This is a genomic window from Variovorax sp. YR266, from assembly GCF_900107295.1.
In the GTDB taxonomy this organism is placed as follows: domain Bacteria; phylum Pseudomonadota; class Gammaproteobacteria; order Burkholderiales; family Burkholderiaceae_C; genus Variovorax.
In genome coordinates this window covers 135,100-152,327 of the sequence record NZ_FNPM01000013.1, presented here as the reverse complement: position 1 = coordinate 152,327, position 17,228 = coordinate 135,100, and the positions used below count along the sequence as shown (strand labels likewise).

Annotated in this window: 19 protein-coding genes; 8 read left to right on the top strand and 11 right to left on the bottom strand. The window is 67.8% G+C overall.

Annotated features, from left to right (window positions below; genetic code table 11):
• Nucleotides 1-44: 44 nt before the first annotated feature.
• Nucleotides 45-788 (bottom strand): 2,3-diphosphoglycerate-dependent phosphoglycerate mutase, encoded by a 744-nt coding sequence (gene gpmA, locus BLW48_RS28010; protein ID WP_093178714.1) that lies wholly within the window; start codon nucleotides 786-788, stop codon nucleotides 45-47.
• A 105-nt stretch (nucleotides 789-893) separates the two neighbouring features.
• On the opposite strand from gpmA, the gene BLW48_RS28005 reads away from it, so the two are divergent.
• The 6 genes from BLW48_RS28005 (at nucleotide 894) to nadA (ending at nucleotide 5,256) form a co-directional block, all read left to right on the top strand.
• Complete coding sequence (locus BLW48_RS28005) at nucleotides 894-1,277, top strand: rhodanese-like domain-containing protein (protein WP_371127403.1); 384 nt, start codon at nucleotides 894-896, stop codon at nucleotides 1,275-1,277.
• A 21-nt stretch (nucleotides 1,278-1,298) separates the two neighbouring features.
• Nucleotides 1,299-1,559: a glutaredoxin 3 gene (gene grxC / locus BLW48_RS28000; protein ID WP_093058047.1), complete on the top strand. Its 261-nt coding sequence runs from the start codon at nucleotides 1,299-1,301 to the stop codon at nucleotides 1,557-1,559.
• A gap of 127 nt (nucleotides 1,560-1,686) precedes the next feature.
• Nucleotides 1,687-2,151 (top strand): protein-export chaperone SecB, encoded by a 465-nt coding sequence (gene secB, locus BLW48_RS27995; RefSeq protein ID WP_093058046.1) that lies wholly within the window; start codon nucleotides 1,687-1,689, stop codon nucleotides 2,149-2,151.
• Nucleotides 2,152-2,185: 34 nt separating this feature from the next.
• A complete protein-coding gene (locus BLW48_RS27990; protein ID WP_093178713.1) occupies nucleotides 2,186-3,226 on the top strand; it encodes an NAD(P)H-dependent glycerol-3-phosphate dehydrogenase in 1,041 nt (346 codons plus the stop codon).
• Nucleotides 3,227-3,251: 25 nt separating this feature from the next.
• Nucleotides 3,252-4,130: a carboxylating nicotinate-nucleotide diphosphorylase gene (gene nadC, locus BLW48_RS27985; RefSeq protein WP_093178711.1), complete on the top strand. Its 879-nt coding sequence runs from the start codon at nucleotides 3,252-3,254 to the stop codon at nucleotides 4,128-4,130.
• Between the two features lie 7 nt (nucleotides 4,131-4,137).
• Entirely contained in the window at nucleotides 4,138-5,256 is a 1,119-nt protein-coding gene (nadA, locus tag BLW48_RS27980; RefSeq protein ID WP_093178710.1) for a quinolinate synthase NadA, read from the top strand.
• Between the two features lie 33 nt (nucleotides 5,257-5,289).
• Here nadA and BLW48_RS27975 read toward each other — a convergent pair whose 3' ends face one another.
• From BLW48_RS27975 to BLW48_RS27945, 7 genes are all read right to left on the bottom strand, one after another.
• The gene (locus tag BLW48_RS27975; RefSeq protein WP_093077429.1) at nucleotides 5,290-5,652 is read right to left on the bottom strand and encodes a 6-carboxytetrahydropterin synthase; all 363 of its coding nucleotides are present in this window, start codon (nucleotides 5,650-5,652) and stop codon (nucleotides 5,290-5,292) included.
• A gap of 38 nt (nucleotides 5,653-5,690) precedes the next feature.
• Complete coding sequence (gene queE, locus BLW48_RS27970) at nucleotides 5,691-6,329, bottom strand: 7-carboxy-7-deazaguanine synthase (protein WP_093178708.1); 639 nt, start codon at nucleotides 6,327-6,329, stop codon at nucleotides 5,691-5,693.
• The gene (panC, locus tag BLW48_RS27965; protein ID WP_093178706.1) at nucleotides 6,326-7,165 is read right to left on the bottom strand and encodes a pantoate--beta-alanine ligase; all 840 of its coding nucleotides are present in this window, start codon (nucleotides 7,163-7,165) and stop codon (nucleotides 6,326-6,328) included. The genes queE and panC overlap by 4 nt, the downstream gene beginning before the upstream one ends.
• A gap of 14 nt (nucleotides 7,166-7,179) precedes the next feature.
• The gene (panB, locus tag BLW48_RS27960; RefSeq protein WP_093178705.1) at nucleotides 7,180-8,076 is read right to left on the bottom strand and encodes a 3-methyl-2-oxobutanoate hydroxymethyltransferase; all 897 of its coding nucleotides are present in this window, start codon (nucleotides 8,074-8,076) and stop codon (nucleotides 7,180-7,182) included.
• A gap of 68 nt (nucleotides 8,077-8,144) precedes the next feature.
• Nucleotides 8,145-9,719 carry an L-aspartate oxidase gene (gene nadB / locus BLW48_RS27955; RefSeq protein ID WP_177142433.1) on the bottom strand — a complete coding sequence of 525 codons (1,575 nt, stop codon included), beginning with the start codon at nucleotides 9,717-9,719 and terminating at the stop codon, nucleotides 8,145-8,147.
• Nucleotides 9,720-9,752: 33 nt separating this feature from the next.
• On the bottom strand, nucleotides 9,753-10,589 hold the full coding sequence (locus tag BLW48_RS27950) for a segregation and condensation protein A (RefSeq protein WP_093058037.1): 837 nt from the start codon (nucleotides 10,587-10,589) through the stop codon (nucleotides 9,753-9,755).
• An 89-nt stretch (nucleotides 10,590-10,678) separates the two neighbouring features.
• The gene (locus tag BLW48_RS27945) at nucleotides 10,679-10,885 is read right to left on the bottom strand and encodes a DUF3460 family protein (protein WP_093058036.1); all 207 of its coding nucleotides are present in this window, start codon (nucleotides 10,883-10,885) and stop codon (nucleotides 10,679-10,681) included.
• Nucleotides 10,886-10,954: 69 nt separating this feature from the next.
• Between BLW48_RS27945 and BLW48_RS27940 the strand changes: the two genes are divergently transcribed.
• On the top strand, nucleotides 10,955-11,431 hold the full coding sequence (locus BLW48_RS27940; RefSeq protein ID WP_093178701.1) for an outer membrane protein assembly factor BamE: 477 nt from the start codon (nucleotides 10,955-10,957) through the stop codon (nucleotides 11,429-11,431).
• 12 nt (nucleotides 11,432-11,443) lie between these two features.
• On the opposite strand, the gene BLW48_RS27935 is transcribed toward BLW48_RS27940, so the two are convergent.
• A complete protein-coding gene (locus tag BLW48_RS27935) occupies nucleotides 11,444-13,123 on the bottom strand; it encodes a SulP family inorganic anion transporter (RefSeq protein WP_093178699.1) in 1,680 nt (559 codons plus the stop codon).
• A 158-nt stretch (nucleotides 13,124-13,281) separates the two neighbouring features.
• On the opposite strand from BLW48_RS27935, the gene BLW48_RS27930 reads away from it, so the two are divergent.
• Nucleotides 13,282-15,000 (top strand): enoyl-CoA hydratase-related protein, encoded by a 1,719-nt coding sequence (locus BLW48_RS27930; protein ID WP_093178697.1) that lies wholly within the window; start codon nucleotides 13,282-13,284, stop codon nucleotides 14,998-15,000.
• Nucleotides 15,001-15,027: 27 nt separating this feature from the next.
• Here the strand turns inward: BLW48_RS27930 and BLW48_RS27925 are convergent, their stop codons facing one another.
• Nucleotides 15,028-16,206, bottom strand: coding sequence for a CaiB/BaiF CoA transferase family protein (locus tag BLW48_RS27925; protein WP_093178749.1), 1,179 nt, complete (start codon nucleotides 16,204-16,206; stop codon nucleotides 15,028-15,030).
• Nucleotides 16,206-17,180 (bottom strand): Bug family tripartite tricarboxylate transporter substrate binding protein, encoded by a 975-nt coding sequence (locus BLW48_RS27920; RefSeq protein ID WP_093178695.1) that lies wholly within the window; start codon nucleotides 17,178-17,180, stop codon nucleotides 16,206-16,208. Before BLW48_RS27920 ends, BLW48_RS27925 begins: the two co-directional genes overlap by 1 nt.
• Nucleotides 17,181-17,228 lie beyond the last annotated feature (48 nt).

Here is a 17,228-nt window from a genome sequence, read left to right as displayed (position 1 = left end):
GGAGCGCCGGGCAGGGGCTTTCAGGGCGGTCTTTACCGGTCTTTTCAGCCCTTGCCTTGCGATGCCACCGCTGCGGCTGCCTTTTCGGCGGCTGCGGCATCGCCGAGATAGTAGTGGCGCAGGGGCTTGAGGTCGTCGTCGAGCTCGTAGACCAGCGGAATGCCGTTCGGGATGTTCAGGCCGACGATGGCGTCGTCGGAGATGCCGTCGAGGTACTTCACCAGCGCCCGGATCGAGTTGCCGTGGGCCGCCACGACCAGGCGGCGACCGGTGCGGATGGCAGGCGCCATCGACTCGTTCCAGAAGGGCAGCACGCGCGCCACCGTGTCTTTCAGGCACTCGGTCAGCGGAATCTGTTCGGGCGCCAGCTTGGCGTATCGCACGTCGCCGCGCTCGCTGCGCGGGTCGTCGGCTTCCAGGGGCGGGGGCGGGGTGCCGTAGCTGCGGCGCCAGACCAGCACCTGCTCGTCGCCGTATTTCTTGGCGGTTTCGGCCTTGTTCAGGCCTTGCAGGCCGCCGTAGTGGCGCTCGTTCAGGCGCCAGGAATGGACCACGGGCAGCCAGGTGCGGTCGAGTTCGTCGAGCGTGTGCCACAGGGTGCGGGTGGCGCGCTTGAGCACGCTCGTGTAGGCGACGTCGAAGTCGTAACCTTCGGCCTTGAGCAGCCGGCCGGCCTGCTTGGCCTGCTCCACGCCGGTCTCGGTCAGGTCCACGTCGGTCCATCCGGTGAAGCGGTTTTCGAGATTCCAGGTGGATTCGCCGTGACGGATCAATACCAGTTTGTGCATGTGGGAGGCCTTTGGCTGCGCTTGCGAAACCTCGCATTCTAAAATCCCCGGTTTGCCATTCAAGGAACCCCCGTGAAATTGATCGAATTCGTCACCGCGAACTGGATGCTGATCCTGATCGCGCTCAGCTCGGGAGCCATGCTGGCCTGGCCGCTGGTGCGGGGGGCGGGCGGCGGAACGCTCACGGCGCAGGGTGCCGTGCAGCTCATCAACCGCGAGCGTGCGGTGCTTGTCGATGTGCGCGAGGCGGAAGAATTCGCCACCGGCCACATGATCGGCGCCAAGAACATTCCCCTGAACCAGCTCGAGGAAAAGCTCACCGGCGCGGTCAAGAACAAGACCGTGCCGCTGCTGCTGGTGTGCGCCACCGGCGCCCGCGCCCAGCGCGCCGTGGCCATGGCCAAGAAGCTGGGCTACGAGCAGGCCCAAGCCGTGGCCGGCGGGCTGAAAGCCTGGAAAGACGCTAACCTGCCCGTTGAAAAGGCCTGAAATCTCCCCGAGATAGAGCGTATGCAAGCAGTCAAGATGTACACCACCGCCGTTTGCCCCTACTGCACGCGTGCGAAGCAAATCCTGAAGTCCAAGGGCGTCGAGCAGATCGAAGAGATCCGCATCGACACCGACCCCCAGGCCCGCAACACCATGATGGAAATCACCCAGCGCCGCACGGTGCCGCAGATCTTCATCGGCGACACCCACGTGGGTGGCTGCGACGACCTGATGGCCCTCGACAGCCGCGGCGGCCTCGTGCCCCTGCTGCAGAGCGCCTGAAACACAAAGCAACCGGCGTCACGGAAGTGGCGCGGTCGCCGGGCGATAATCGTTCGCTCATCCATCTGCAGCCCGCTGCGGGAACCTCTCCCCGGCGGGCATTGTTTTGATCCTCGAAAGTTCAGCCATGGCCGACCAGCAAGCCCAAGATCCCGTTTTCCAGATCCAGCGCGTCTACCTCAAGGACCTGTCGCTCGAACAGCCCAATTCGCCCGCGATCCTGCTGGAGCAGGAGCAGCCCACCGTCGACATCCAGCTCGGCGTGGACGCCCAGCCCGTGACCGACGGCATCTTCGAGATCACCGTGTCGGCCACCGTGCAGACCAAGATCGGCGACAAGACCGTGTTCCTGGTCGAAGCCAAGCAGGCCGGCATCTTCGAAATCCGTCACCTGCCGGAAGAGCAGATGGGCGCCATCCTGGGCATCGCCTGCCCTCAGATCGTCTACCCGTACCTGCGCGGCAACGTGGCCGACGTGATCCAGCGCGGCGGCTTCCCGCCCGTGCACCTCGCCGAAATCAACTTCCAGGCGATGTACGAGCAGCAGCAGGCGCAGGCCGCCGGCCAGGCTGCGCCGACCCTGGCGCAGTAAGCAGCGCCCAACGCCCTCGATGTCGCCAACGCCGATGAAGATCTGCGTTCATGGCGCCGGTGCCTGGGGCACGGCAGTCGCTGTCAACGCGGCGGCTCGCCACGAGGTCACGCTCTGGGCGCGCGATGCCGCCCAGGCCGACGCCATGTCGGCCGCGCGTGAAAACACCCGCTACCTGCCCGGGCTGGCACTGCCGGCCTCGCTCGCCGTGCGCGCGGGCGACATCGGCCAGGCGCAGGCCGGCGCCGACCTCGTCATCGTGGCCACCCCCATGGCTGCCCTGCGTGAACAGCTCATTGCACTGCGTGGCACTACTGCGGCGGTGGCGTGGCTGTGCAAGGGCGTTGAGCCCGCACTTGACGCCTCACCCGCATCCTTCGGCCTGCTCGCCCACGAAATATGGACGCAGGTTGCTCCTGATTTGAGAGCGGGCGTGCTCAGCGGCCCCAGCTTCGCGCAGGAGGTCGCCGAAGGGCGCCCGACCGCGCTGGTGGCCGCCAGCCCGCATGCCGCCGTGCGCGACACGCTGGTCGACGCCTTCCACGGCCCCGCGCTGCGCGTCTACGCCAACGAGGACATCGTGGGCGTGGAAGTGGGCGGCGCGGTGAAGAACGTGCTGGCCATCGCCACCGGCCTGTGCGACGGCCTCGCGCTCGGGCTCAACGCCCGCGCGGCGCTCATCACCCGGGGCCTCGCAGAAATGACGCGCTTCGGCCTCGCGCTGGGCGCCCGCGCCGAAACCTTCATGGGCCTTTCGGGCCTGGGCGACCTGGTGCTGACTTCCACCGGCGACCTGTCGCGCAACCGCAAGGTCGGCCTGCTGCTGGCCCAGGGCCGCACGCTGGCGCAGGCGGTCGATTCGCTGGGCCACGTGGCCGAAGGCGTGTACTGCGCCCGCACCGTGGTGCAGCGCGCGCGTGGCCTCGGCATCGAGATGCCGATCGCCGAAGGCGTGGTCGCCTTGCTCGACGGCCGCGTGAGCCCGCAAGACGCGGTGGCCGCCCTGACCGGCCGCGACCCGGTGCCGGAATCCGTGCCGCCCGGCGCTGCGGCTTCTCCTCGCCATTCCTCTTAATAAAAAAATGCAGAGACAAAGAGCCATGAGCCTTCGCTTTGATTTTTCAGCGTCGGCCGTGGCCGCGCTGGCCCTGTCCGATGCCACCCGCGCATTGCAGGAAGACGTCGCCGACGGCGACCTCACCGCGTCGCTGGTCGACCCGGCCCGCACCGCCCGCGCCCGCGTGCTGGCGCGCGAATCCGCTGTTGTGTGCGGCGCGCCCTGGGTCGAGGCCACGCTGCGGCAGCTCGATCCGCAAGTGCGCATCCACTGGCTGTGTGCCGAAGGCGAACGCTGCGCGGCCGACCAGACCGTGCTCGAAATCGAAGGCGCCGCCCGCGCGCTGCTGATGGCCGAGCGCACCTCGCTCAACTTCCTGCAGTTGCTGAGCGCGGTCGCCACCAAGACCGCCCTCTACGCCGACGCCGTGCGCGGCACGCGCGCCCGCATCGTCGACACCCGCAAGACCATTCCGGGCCTGCGCCTCGCGCAGAAGTACGCGGTGCGCACCGGCGGTGGCCTGAACCACCGCATCGGCCTGTACGACGCGGTGCTCATCAAGGAAAACCATATCGCCGCAGCCGGTGGTGTGGCCGCGGCCCTGCGCGCGGTGGCGCCGGTTGCCTCGCAAGCCGCCTTCGTCGAAGTCGAGGTCGAAACGCTGACGCAGCTGCGCGAAGCGCTGGAAGCCGGCGCGCGCATGGTGCTGCTCGACAACATGGACCTGCCCACGCTGCGCGAGGCCGTGCGCATCAACGACGAAGCCGGTGAAGACCGCAAGGCCGTGCTGGAGATATCCGGCGGCGTCACACTGGACGGTCTGCGCGCACTGGCCGAAACCGGTGTAGACCGTATTTCGGTCGGCGCATTGACCAAGGATGTCAAAGCCATCGACTACTCGATGCGTTTCCAGGAAGGCTGATCCGCCCATGTCGTCTCCGGTCATCGACGTCGACTACGAGCAGCCCGCCGCAAAGGCCGGCGCCGTCTGCGACACGCGCCATGCCTGGGCCCGAGTGCCGGCCGAGCCTTCGCCCGACGAGCGCATCGCGTTGAAGGAGCGCATCCGCCGCCTGCTGCGCGAACGCAACGCGGTGATGGTGTCGCACTTCTACGTGCACCCCGACCTGCAGGACCTTGCCGAGGAAACCGGCGGCATCGTGAGCGATTCGCTCGAAATGGCGCGCTTCGGCCGCGACCACGCCGCGCAGACGCTGGTGGTGTCGGGCGTGCGCTTCATGGGCGAGACCTCGAAGATCCTCTCGCCCGAAAAGCGCGTGCTGATGCCCGACCTCGACGCGAACTGCTCGCTCGACTTGGGCTGCCCGGTCGAGCAGTTCAGCGCCTTCTGCGACCAGCACCCCGACCGCACCGTGGTCGTCTACGCCAACACCAGCGCGGCCGTGAAGGCGCGCGCCGACTGGCTGGTCACCTCCAGCTGCGCGCTCGACGTGGTGAACGCGCTGCACGCGGCGGGGCAGAAGATTCTCTGGGGCCCCGACCGCCACCTGGGCGACTACATCCAGCGCCAGACCGGCGCGGACATGGTCAGCTGGAACGGCGCCTGCATCGTGCACGACGAGTTCAAGGCGCTGGAACTCGAACTGCTCATGAAGGAGCATCCGAAGGCGAAGGTGCTGGTGCACCCGGAGTCTCCGTCTGACGTGATTGCGCTGGCAGACGCGGTGGGCTCCACCTCGGCCATCCTGAACGCGGCACAGCGCATGGATGCCAGCGAATTCATCGTTGCCACCGACAGCGGCATGCTGCACAAGCTGCGCACGCTGAACCCCGGCAAGACCTTCATCGAGGCGCCCACGGCCGGCAACGGCGGCACCTGCAAGAGCTGCGCGCATTGCCCGTGGATGGCGATGAACGGGCTGGTCGAGCTGGCGAATGCGCTGGAGACCGGCGCGGGCGAGATCCATGTCGACCCGGTGCTGGGGCTGCGGGCGCGCGTGCCGATCGACCGGATGCTGGCGTTTACTGCCGGGCTGAAGAACGGGCAGGCGCCCGGCAGCTTGGTAGCAGGCATCGGCGCCGCCTGACCCTGTCTTGCTCCTTCCCGCTCTGGGGGGAACCTAGAAGTCCACGGTGCAGCTGTCGCCCAGCGCCTCGCGCCACACACGCACGCGGGCCAGCGAGGGCCGCAAGTCCGGCAGCGCATCCGCAATGAACACGCACAGGTTCTCCAGCGTCGGCGGATGCAGCCCCGGCACGTCATCCAGCAGGTGATGGTCGAGCTTCTCGCGCACATCTTCCAGCCGCCGACGCAGCAACCCCAGGTCGATCACCATCCCCGTCACTGGATCGCGCTCCCCTGCAAGCCACACCTCCGCGTGGTACGTGTGGCCGTGGATACGGCGGCTGCCTTCGACTTCGATCTCGCGCTTCAGTGTGTGGGCGGCGTCGAAGAAAAAGCGTTGGCTGATGGTGAATCGCATCGTCAAAAAAGAAACTCAGAGGAAAAAGGGCCGCAGTCTCAGCGGATCCCGGTGATCTTGTGCGTCTGCACGCTCAGGCGCCAAACCGGCTGCTTCATGCATTCGGCAATGCAAAGCTCGGTGTTCGCGACCCGGTCGGGCCCGTCCATCGGCTGCAGGAAGCGGTGCGTGAACTCGCCTGTGCGCGCCATCGTGTCGAGGTCGAACTCGGTCTGCGGCCACACCAGCTTCAACTCCTGGCCGCGCTGCTGCACCCATGTCGCGCCGGCCTTGGGGCTGATGCACAGCCAGTCGATGCCTTCGGGTGCCTCGACCGTGCCGTTGCTCTCGACTGCGATGCGGAAGCGCCGCGCGTGCAGCGCGTCGACCAGCGCGGCGTCTACCTGCAGCAACGGCTCGCCGCCGGTCAGAACCACGAGACGATGGTCGGCATCTACGGCTGGCCATTGCGCGGCGATGGTGTCGGCAAGCAGGTCGGCGGTCTTGAATTTGCCGCCCAGCGTGCCGTCGGTGCCCACGAAGTCGGTGTCGCAGAAACGGCAGACGGCGGAGGCTCGATCTTCCTCGCGGCCCGTCCAGAGGTTGCAGCCTGCAAAGCGACAGAACACGGCCGGCATGCCCGCCTGGCCGCCTTCGCCTTGCAGGGTGTAGAAGATTTCTTTGACGCTGTAAGTCATGAGGCCGGTGTGTCGATCTCGAGGTTGTCGATCAGCCGCGTGCTGCCCAGGCGTGCAGCAGCCAGCGCCACGAGCGGTTCACCCGCGGCCGGTGCCTGCAGGTCGGCGCGGCGCCGCAGCACAAGATAGTCCGGCTGCCAGCCGCGTTGCGTGAGCATCTGCATGGCCCGCGCTTCGATCGCGGCCAGGTCGCGCTCGCCCGCGCGCACCGCCTCGGCCATCGCTTTCAGCGCCTTCGACAGCTGCACGGCCTCGGCGCGTTCGCTTTCGCTCAGGTAGCCGTTGCGCGACGACAGCGCGAGGCCGTCGTCGGCGCGGAAGGTCTCGCTGCCCACGATCTCGATGGGCAGCGCGAACTGCCGCACCATGTGCCGGATCATCATCAGCTGCTGGTAGTCCTTCTTGCCGAACACGGCCACGCGCGGCTGCACGCACTGGAAGAGCTTCATCACCACCGTGCACACGCCGATGAAAAAGCCGGGGCGGAAATGCCCTTCGAGGATGTCGGCCAGCGCCGGGTCGGGGTGCACCTTGCAGGTCTGCGGCTCGGGGTAGAGCGCCTTCTCGTCGGGCGCGAACAGCACGTTGCAGCCGGCGGTGCGCAGCTTCTCGCAGTCGCTGTCCCAGGTGCGCGGGTAGGTGTCGAAGTCTTCGTGCGGCAGGAACTGCAGGCGGTTCACGAAGATGCTGGCCACCGTCACGTCGCCCAGTGGCTTGGCCTGCTTCACCAGGGCCAGGTGGCCGTCGTGCAGGTTGCCCATGGTGGGGACGAAGGCGGGGCGCTTGAAGGCGGCCAGGTGGTCGCGAAGTTCGGCGATGGTGTGTGCGATGTACATGAGGGTTTCCTTCCTTACCAGGCGTGGAGTCGGTCGTCGGGGAAGCTGCCGTCCTTGACGGCCTGCACGTAGGCCTTGAGGGCGGGCAGCACGCCCGGCGCGTCGGCCATGAAGTTGCGCACGAACTTCGGCATCTTCCCGAGGTTGATGCCAAGCATGTCGTGCAACACCAGCACCTGCCCGGCGGTGGCCTTGCCGGCGCCGATGCCGATGGTGGCGCAGTGCTTCAGCTCGGCCGTGAGCTCGGCAGCCAGCGCGGCCGGCACCATTTCGAGCACCAGCATTGCGGCGCCCGCGTCCTGCAGCGCGTGGGCCTGCTGCTTCAGCAGCGCGCCGGCGGCGTCGCCCTTGCCTTGCACGCGGTAGCCGCCCAGTGCATGCACCGTCTGCGGCGTCAGGCCGAGGTGGGCGCACACCGGGATGCCGCGCTCGACCAGGAAGCGCACCGTGTCGGTGGTCCAGCCGCCGCCTTCGAGCTTGACCATGTGGGCGCCGGCCTGCATCAGCACCGTGGCGCTGCGCAGCGCCTGTTCGCGCGATTCCTGGTAGCTGCCGAAGGGCAGGTCGGCAATCAGCCAGGTCGTGCCCTGCACGCGGCGTAGGCCGCGCGAGACGCTGTCGGTGTGATAGCGCATGGTGTCCAGGCTCACGCCCACCGTGCTGTTCAGGCCCTGGCAGACCATGCCGAGCGAATCGCCGACCAGCAGGCAGTCGATGCCCGCGGTGTCGGCCATGGCCGCGAAGGTGGCGTCGTAGGCCGTGAGCATCGCGATCTTCTCGCCGCGCGCATGCATGTCGGCCAGGCGCGGCAGGCTCACGGGCTTGCGCGAGGCAGGCGGGGAGGCCGGCGGCAGCGTGCCGTAGGGCGAAGCGGGCGGCGTGTCGGTGATTGGGGGCGTGGTGTTCGACATGGTTGGGTTTCTCCCTGCGGGCGTCGGTGGCCGGGCATCCTTGAGTGAAGAAAACGAAGCGGGTGGGGCTATCGGTCGTCCGGCGGCACCAGCACCGTGGGTGCGGTGGGCTCGGCGAGCGAAGGATAGTCGCGGCTGAAATGCAGGCCACGGCTCTCGTGGCGGGCCTGCGCGGAACGAACGATCAGCTCGGCCACCTGCACCAGGTTGCGCAGTTCGAGCAGGTCGCGCGTGACGTGGAAGTTCGCATAGAACTCCTGGATCTCGGCTTGCAGTAGCGCGATGCGGTGGCTCGCGCGCTCCAGGCGCTTGTTGGTGCGCACGATGCCGACGTAGTCCCACATGAAGCGGCGCAGCTCGTCCCAGTTGTGCGAGATGACCACGGCTTCATCGGCGTCGGTGACGCGGCTGTCGTCCCAGGCGGGCAACTCGGCGCGCTCGCGTGCTGGAGCCGCGGCAATGGCGCCAGCAGCGGCGCGTGCGAACACCATGCACTCGACCAGCGAGTTGCTGGCCAGGCGGTTGGCGCCGTGCAGGCCGGTGCAGGCGGTCTCGCCGATGGCGTAGAGGCCCGGGATGTCGGTGCGCCCGTTCAGGTCGCTGAGCACGCCGCCGCAGGTGTAGTGCGCGGCCGGCACCACGGGAATGGGCTCGCGCGTGATGTCGATGCCCAACTCCAGGCAGCGCGCGAGGATATTGGGGAAGTGTTCCTTCAGGAACGCTGCCGGCTGGTGCGAGATGTCGAGGTGCACGCAGTCGAGGCCATGCTTCTTCATCTCGAAGTCGATCGCGCGGGCCACCACGTCGCGCGGCGCGAGTTCGGCGCGCTCGTCGTGCTTCGGCATGAAGCGGGTTCCGTCGGGAAGCTTGAGCAGCCCGCCTTCGCCGCGCACCGCCTCGCTGATCAGGAAAGACTTTGCATGCGGGTGATACAGGCAGGTCGGGTGGAACTGGATGAACTCCATGTTCGACACCCGGCAGCCCGCGCGCCACGCGGCGGCAATGCCGTCGCCGGTGGCGGTGTCGGGGTTGGTGGTGTACAGGTACACCTTGCCCGCACCGCCGGTGGCCAAGATGGTGTGCGGCGCGCGGAAGGCCAGCACCTCGTCGGTCTCGTCGTCCAGCGCGTAGAGGCCCTGGCAGGCCGGGTCATCGAGCCCGATCTTGGGCCCGGTGATCAGGTCGACCAGCGTGTGATGCTCGAACAGCGTGATGTTCGGCGTGCGCCGCACCCGCTCGATCAGCACCTGCTGCACTGCCGCGCCGGTGGCGTCGGTCACGTGCACGATGCGGCGCTGGCTGTGGCCGCCTTCGCGCGTCAGGTGCAGGCCGCCGTCTTCCTCGGAAAAGGGCACGCCCAGCTCGCGCAGCCAGCCGATGGCCTCGGGTGCGTGCTCGACCACGAAGCGCGTGGCCTCGGGGTCGCACAGGCCGGCGCCGGCCACCAGCGTGTCTTCCACGTGGGCATCGAAGCTGTCGCCCGCCGCCAGCACGGCCGCGATGCCGCCTTGCGCCCAGGCGCTGGAGCCGTCGTTCAGCGCGCGCTTGGTCAGCACGGCCACGCGGTGCGTGGGCGCCAGGTGCAGCGCGGCCGAGAGGCCGGCCAGACCGCTGCCGACGATCAAGACGTCGAAGTCGCGCACGACGGAAGTCACTGGATATGGGGACCGGTTGGGTCAGGCTGGCGAATAAGCCAATCTGACGTAGATAGGGGCGAAGGCCTCGGCCTGCGTGATTTCGATCAGCGTTTCCTTCGCGAGCTCCAGCATCGCGATGAAGGTGACGATGAGCACGGGCGTACCGCGCGACACGTCGAACAGCTTCTCGAATTCAACGAAGCGCTGCCCCTGCAGGTGGCGCAGCACGATGCTCATGTGCTCGCGCACGTTGAGCTCTTCGCGCGAGATCTTGTGGTGCTGCACGAGCTTGGCGCGCTTCATGATGTCGGCCCACGCATCGCGCAGCTCGACCACGTCCACGTCGGGGAAGCGCGGCTTCAGCGACTGCTCGATGTAGACCTGCGCCTTCCAGAAGTCGCGTCCGTACGTGGGCGTGGCGCTGAGGGCGGCGGCCTGCAGCTTGGTCTGCTCGTATTCGAGCAGGCGGCGCACGAGCTCGGCGCGCGGGTCTTCGGCCTCTTCGCCGTCGGCCACCTTCTTGGGCGGCAGCAGCATGCGCGACTTGATCTCGATCAGCATCGCGGCCATCAGCAGATATTCGGCCGCGAGTTCGAGGTTGGTCTGGCGGATCTCGTCGACGTAGCTCAGGTACTGCCGCGTGAGCCCCGCCATCGGGATGTCGAGGATGTTGAAGTTCTGCTTGCGGATCAGGTAGAGCAGCAAGTCCAGCGGGCCTTCGAAGGCCTCCAGGAACACCTGCAGCGCCTCGGGCGGGATGTACAGGTCCTTCGGCATCGCGAACAGCGGCTCGCCATAGAGCCTCGCGAGCGCGACCTGGTCGACCACGTCGGGCATGTCGACCACCAGCGTGCCGTTGTCCTCGTCGCTCTTCATTGGGCTTTTGCTATCGTTTCAATAGCGACCAGCGCAATGCGGACGGGAGCGTGCTGCCAAATCGGCATCGGGAAATCGGCATCGGGGAATTACTTGGCCTGGGTCTGGTAGACGTACGGCTGCATCGGAACGCGGGCTTCGCTGTACTCCTCCAGCAGGCTGCGGTCGAGGTGCTTGTCCCAGAGGAGGGCGCGGCCGGCGCGCTGTTCGGCTTCCAACGTTGGCTTCTTTTCCTTCATCTCCTCGATGAAGTTCGTGATCTCGGAGGTGTAGTGGGGGCGGCGGAAGATGGACATAGACTGGACCTTTATGACGCGAATTTTACCGGGGACGGCATGAAGCAACGGCGAGGATGGCAGATCGGCATGGCAACAGGGTTTCTGGCGGCGGTGATGGCTCTCGTGGGATGCGACTCGAAGAACATCTCCGAGCTTGAAGAGGGTGTGTCCACAGAGGCCGACGTGCGGGCCCGTTTCGGCCAGCCCGAGAACGTCTGGGACGCCCCCGGCGGTGGCCGGGTGTTCGAGTACAACCGCCAGCCGGCGGGCCAGAAGAACTACATGATCACCATCGGTGCCGACGGCAAGATGAGCGCGCTGCGCCAGGTGCTCACGCCCGAGAACTTCGCCAAGGTGCAGCCCGGCATGATGATGGAAGACCTGCGCAAGATGCTGGGCAAGCCCGCCAAGGTCACGCCCTATGCGCTCAAGCGCGAGACCGAATGGGAATGGCGCTGGGTGCAGCCGCCGAACTCGGCCATGGTCTTCACCGCCACGCTGAACGACGACCAGCGCGTGGTGCGCAGCGGCTCTTCGCCTGACCGGGGTACCGAAGCCCCGTAGCTTCCTTAGCGGCTACGCGCCGTGCGACGCGCCGGGCTGGCCCGTCGTCAATTCCTCGGCAAAGCCCGAACGCACCAGCACCTCGAGCGGCTGCGGCTGCAACGACTCGATGCGCAGCAACCCGTCGCGTGCCAGCACCGCCCGGTGCAGTTGCCGCAGCGCATCGACACCGGTGGCGTCGATGTAGATCAGGTGCGTGGCGTCCAGCACCACCGTCATGCCGCGCGGCGCGCGCTCGGCGGCATTCACCGCCTCGTCGAGCTTGGCCGCCGCGCCGAAGAACAGCGCGCCGTAGAGGCTGTAGGTGAGCACTGGCGGCTGCAGCGTGACCAGTTCGACGCTGAACAGTCCGTTCATGCGCCGGATGAAGAGCGCACAAGCCAGCACGATGCCAACCTGCACCGCCACCGTCAGGTCGAACACCACGGTGAGGAAGAAGGTGCCCAGCATCAGCAGCCGGTAGTGCCGGCTGAAATGCCGCAACTGCGTGGGCGTGAACTCTCGCCATTCGCCCATGTTCAGGCCCACGAACACCAGAATGCCCGCCAGCACCGCGAGCGGCACGTGGCGCGCCAGCGGCGCGGCCAGCAGCACCACCGCCAGCAGCGTGATCGCATGCACGATGCCCGCGATCGGCGAGGTGCCGCCCGAGCGGATGTTGGTCACGGTGCGCGCGATGGTGCCGGTGGCCGGCATGCCGCCGAAGAAGGGCGTGACGATGTTCGCGATGCCCTGTGCCATCAACTCCTGGTTGGGGTCGTGGCGCGGCTGGCCGCTGAGCTGGTCGGACACGCGCGCGCACAGCAGCGACTCGATGGCGCCGAGCAGCGCGATGGTGAGCGTGGGCGTCACGAGCTGCTTCACCGTCTCCCACGAAAAATCGGGCAGCGCGAAGGCCGGCACGCCTTCAGGAATGCCGCCGAAGCGCGTGCCGATGGTTTCCACCGGCAGCTCGAAGCCCCATGACACCAGCGTGAGCGTGACCAGCGCCACGATGGGCCCCGGCATGCGCGAGCCCACCTGCACGGCGCGCGTGCGCGCCACCCGGCCAGCGACGCGCAGCACCGCGGTGCCCACCTTCGAGTCACTGCTTAGCAATAGCGGCCACAGCAGCAGCCCCGCCACGCAGGCAATGCCGAGCGCGAACGCATAGGGGTTGAAGGTGCCGATCTGCAATGCCATTGCATGCAGCTGCGAGAACACGTCGGCCGGCATCTTCGCCACCGTCAGCCCGAGCAGGTCTTTGAGCTGCGACAGCAGGATCAGCACCGCGATGCCATTGGTGAAGCCCACCACGATCGACAGCGGCACGAAGCGCACCAGCCGCCCCAGCCCGAACAACCCCGCCATGAACAGCAGCACGCCCGCGCACGCGGTGGCAATCAGCAGGTTCGCCACGCCGTAGCGCTCGACGATGCCGTAGACGATCACGATGAACGCCCCCGCCGGCCCGCCGATCTGCACCGCCGAGCCGCCCAGCAGCGAGATCAGGAAGCCCGCGATGATCGCCGTCCAGATGCCCGCCTCGGGCTTGAGCCCCGAGGCGATGGCAAAGGCCATGGCCAGCGGCAGCGCGACGATGCCGACCGTGGCGCCCGCGCCCAGGTCCTTGAAGAAGCGCTCGCGGTCGTATCCCGCGAGCGCGTCCATCAGGCGTGGGCGGAAGCGGGTGAGGTTCAGCGGGGAATGCATGAGTCGTTCATTGTGGACTGCCCCCTGCCGTGCGGCAGGCCGCAGACGGGTGGGTCATGCCGATGCGAACTTTCGCTCAACTTATCCGGAACAAAGGATCCCGATACATTTTTGACATTCATTGACATTTGGTCACCGAAATTACCGAGGTCCGTCCGATGCACATCCTGCTTGTCGCAAGCGCGTTCAACAGCCTGACGCAACGGGTTCTCGCCGAACTCCAGGACCGCGGCCACACCGTCGGGGTGGAGCTGGCGCTCGGCAATGACTTGGCCCTGCGCGAAGCCGTGCGGCTGCATTCGCCCCAGCTCATCGTGGCGCCGATGCTGACCACCGCCATTCCCCAGGACATCTGGACCGCCCACACCTGCCTGATCGTGCATCCCGGCCCGCCGGGCGACCGGGGGCCTTCGTCGCTCGACTGGACGCTGCAGGGCGGCTTCGAAAGCTGGGGCGTCACCGTGCTCGAGGCCGTGGCCGAAATGGATGCGGGCGATGTCTGGGCATGGTCGCCGCTGAAGGTGCCGCCGCTGGCCGGCAAGAGCGACCTCTACCGCGGCGAGGTGGCCGACGCCGCACTCGACGCGGTGCTGCTGGCGGTGGAGCGCTTCGCCTCGGGCAAGTACAAGCCCCAGAAGCAGAAGACCGCAGCCCTTGCCGCCGGCTGGCGGCCCTTCATGAAGCAGGCGCAGCGCCGCATCGACTGGGCGACCGACACGACCGAGTTTGTGCTGCGCCAGTTGCGCGCGGCCGATTCGCAGCCCGGCGTGCTCGACGAACTACTGGGCGCGCAGTGGTACCTGCACGGCGGCCATCCCGAAGACGAACTGCGCGGCAACAAGCCCGGCGAACTGATCGCCACCCGCGCCGGTGCCGTCTGCCGAGCCACCGTCGACGGCGCGGTATGGATCGCGCAACTGCGCCCCTGGCGCGAGCCCGGCTCACGGCTGCCCAGCTACAAGCTGCCGGCCGTGCAGGCGCTCGGCGAGCTGCTGCCCTTCGAAGTGCCGGAGGTGCCAGCACCGCTGCAGTTGCCGGCCGGACGCCGCACCTGGTCCGACATCCGCTACAGCGAGCATGGCGCGGTCGGCGTGCTGAACTTTTCATTCCCAGGCGGCGCGATGAGCACCGTGCAGTGCCGCCGGCTGCTGCAGGCCTATCGCTTCGCCTGCACCCGTCCGACCTCGGTGCTGGTGCTGGGCGGCCTGCGCGATTTTTTCTCCAACGGCATCCACCTCAACGTGATCGAGGCGGCCGACGACCCGGCCGAGGAGTCGTGGGCCAACATCCACGCGATGAACGACCTGGTCGAGGCGGTGCTGAGCACCACCGACCGGCTCACCGTGTCGGCGCTCGGCGGCAATGCGGCGGCTGGCGGCGTGATGCTCGCGCTGGCGGCCGACGAAGTGTGGTGCCGCGACGGCGCCGTGCTCAACCCGCACTACACGCTGATGGGCCTGCACGGCTCCGAATACTGGACTTACACCCTGCCGCGCCGCGTCGGCGCCGCCGAGGCGCAGCGTTTGACCCAATCGGCCCTGCCCGTGAGCGCCAGGCGCGCCGTCGAACTCGGCATGGCCGAGCGCGTGCTGCAGGCCGCGCCGGAAGAGTTGGGCGATGAAGTGACGCGGCTGGCCGCGCAACTGGCCGCCTCGCCGGACCTGGCCGCGCGCATCGCGAAGAAGCAGGCGGCGCGCGCGCAAGACGAAGCCGCAAAGCCGCTGCAGCAGTACCGCGATGAAGAACTGGCGCACATGCGCCGCAATTTCTTCGATGCCAGCGAGCCGCACCGCGCATTGCGGTCCGCGTTCGTGCGCAAGGAGAAGGCGCTGCACACGCCGCCGCATGTCGCCCGATTGGGGCTCGCCGCGGACTGAGCGGGCGCAGGCCGCGGCCTTCCGTCGTCAGGGTTGCGCCAGCTCCGCAAGAATCGCTTCGCGGTCCTGGTCCAGCCGTGGCGGCTGCCGCAGCACCTGCGTGCGGTGGCCACCCACGTGCACCGGGTTGCCCGCCACCGTGAGCGGCCGGCCGCTCTGCGTGCGCACCTGCACCAGCATCTCGCGCGCCTGCACCTGCGGGTCGTTCACCACCGCGGCCACGTCGTTGTAGCCGCCCGTGGGAATGTTGTGCTGCATCAGCAGCGCCTGCCAGTGCGCGCAAGTCGCCGACGCCAGGCGCTCTTCGAGCAACTGCTTCAGCACCTCGTGGTGCTGGCAGCGCCCGGGGTTGGTGGCAAAGCGCTCGTCGTCCTGCAGTGCCGGCAATTCCAGCACCGTGCACAGGCGCTGGAACAGCGCGTCGTTGCCCGCCGCGATCACGAACCAGCCGTCGGAAGCACGGAACACGTCGAAGGGCGTGATCGACGGGTGCCGCGAGCCGATGGGCCCCGGCGCGCGGCCATCGGCCTCCATGCGCGAGATCGCGTTCTCGAGCAGCGCGACCTGGCAGTCGAGCATCGCCACGTCGACCCTGTCTCCCAGGCCGGTGCGCCCGCGCTGCAGCAATGCGGCCTGCGTGCCGATGGCCGCATACAGGCCCGCGCCCAGGTCGCCGATCGAGACGCCCACGCGCGTCGGCGGCGCGCCGGGGTGGCCGGTCAGGCTCATGATTCCGCCCATCGCCTGCACCACCATGTCGTAGGCGGGGCGCCTGCTGTAAGGCCCCGTCTGTCCGAAGCCCGAGACCGAGGTGAACACCAGTTTCGGAAAGCGCGCATGCAGCGTCGGCCAGTCGTAGCCCAGCTTTTCCATCGTGCCGGGTCGGAAGTTTTCGACCAGCACGTCGGCCGTGGCCAGCAACGACTCGAAAACCGCCCGGTCGGCCGGCGCCTTCAGGTCCAGCGCAATCGACTCCTTGTTGCGGTTGACCGACATGAAGTAGGCCGAGTCGCCCTCGACGAACGGGCCGATCTGGCGGGCATCGTCGCCCAGCCCCGGCTGCTCCACCTTGATGACGCGCGCGCCCAGGTCGGCAAGCAGCAGCGTGCAGTACGGGCCCGCGAGCACGCGCGTCAGGTCGATGACGGTAAAGCCGTGCAGCGGGCCCGCCGTGGCTGCGGACGCGTTGGAAGAAGTGCCCGGCATCATTCGACGGTCGCGCCCGAGCGCTCGGTGAGTTCCTTCGATTTCGCGCCTTCGGCCGTGGCCCAACTGCGGAACTCGGCGAGCGATTTCGATGGCGCCGATTCGTTGCCCGACTTTTCCATCCGCGCCTTCACGTCGGGGTCGTTCAGTGCCGCCACGCTGGCGTCGAACAGCTTCTGCGCCATTTCAGGCGGCAGGCCGGCCGGTGCGAACAGGCCGAACCAGAAGGTGTAGTCGTAGCCCTTCACGCCGGCCTCGGCAATGCTCGGCACATCGGGAAAGAGCGGCGAGCGCTGGCCTGAGGTCACGGCCAGCACGCGCAGCTTCTGGCCCTGGGCCATCGGCAATACCGACGGCGGCGTGCCGAAGGTCAGTTGCACATCACCCGCGGCAACTGCCTGGATCGACGGGGCGCCGCCCTTGTAGGGCACATGCAGCATCGTCACGCCGGCCGCCTTTTCGAACGACAGGCCCGCAAGGTGGGTCACCACGCCGGTGCCCGACGACGAATAGGCCAGCTTGCCCGGGTTCTGCCGCGCTTCGGCAATCAGTGCCTGCACGGTCTTTGCGCTCACGTCCTTGTTGACGGCGAGCAGCATCGGGGCCGAGCTCCAGCGCGAGATGGGCACGAAGCTCTTCGCGCCGTCGTACTTCACGGCTTTGTAGAGCAGCTTGTCGCTGCCGTATAGGTTGGCGCTGCCCAGCAGCAGCGTGTAGCCGTCGGGCGCCGCGCGCGCCACCTGGTCCGACGCGATGGTGGTGCCCGCGCCGGGCTTGTTGTCGATGATCACCGGCTGCCCCAGCAGCTTGGCCATCTTGTCGCTGACGATGCGTGCCACCGTGTCGGCCCCGCCGCCGGCGGGAAAGCCCACCACCAGCGTGATCGGCCGCGTGGGGTAGCTGTCCGCCAGGGCGCCGGCCGAAGCCAGCAGCGCCGCGGCGGCGAATGAAACGGCGCGAAGTTGTTGCTTCATGTCTTTGTCTCCGGTTTCTTGTCGTATCGATGGGGAGGGCGGCGCCCG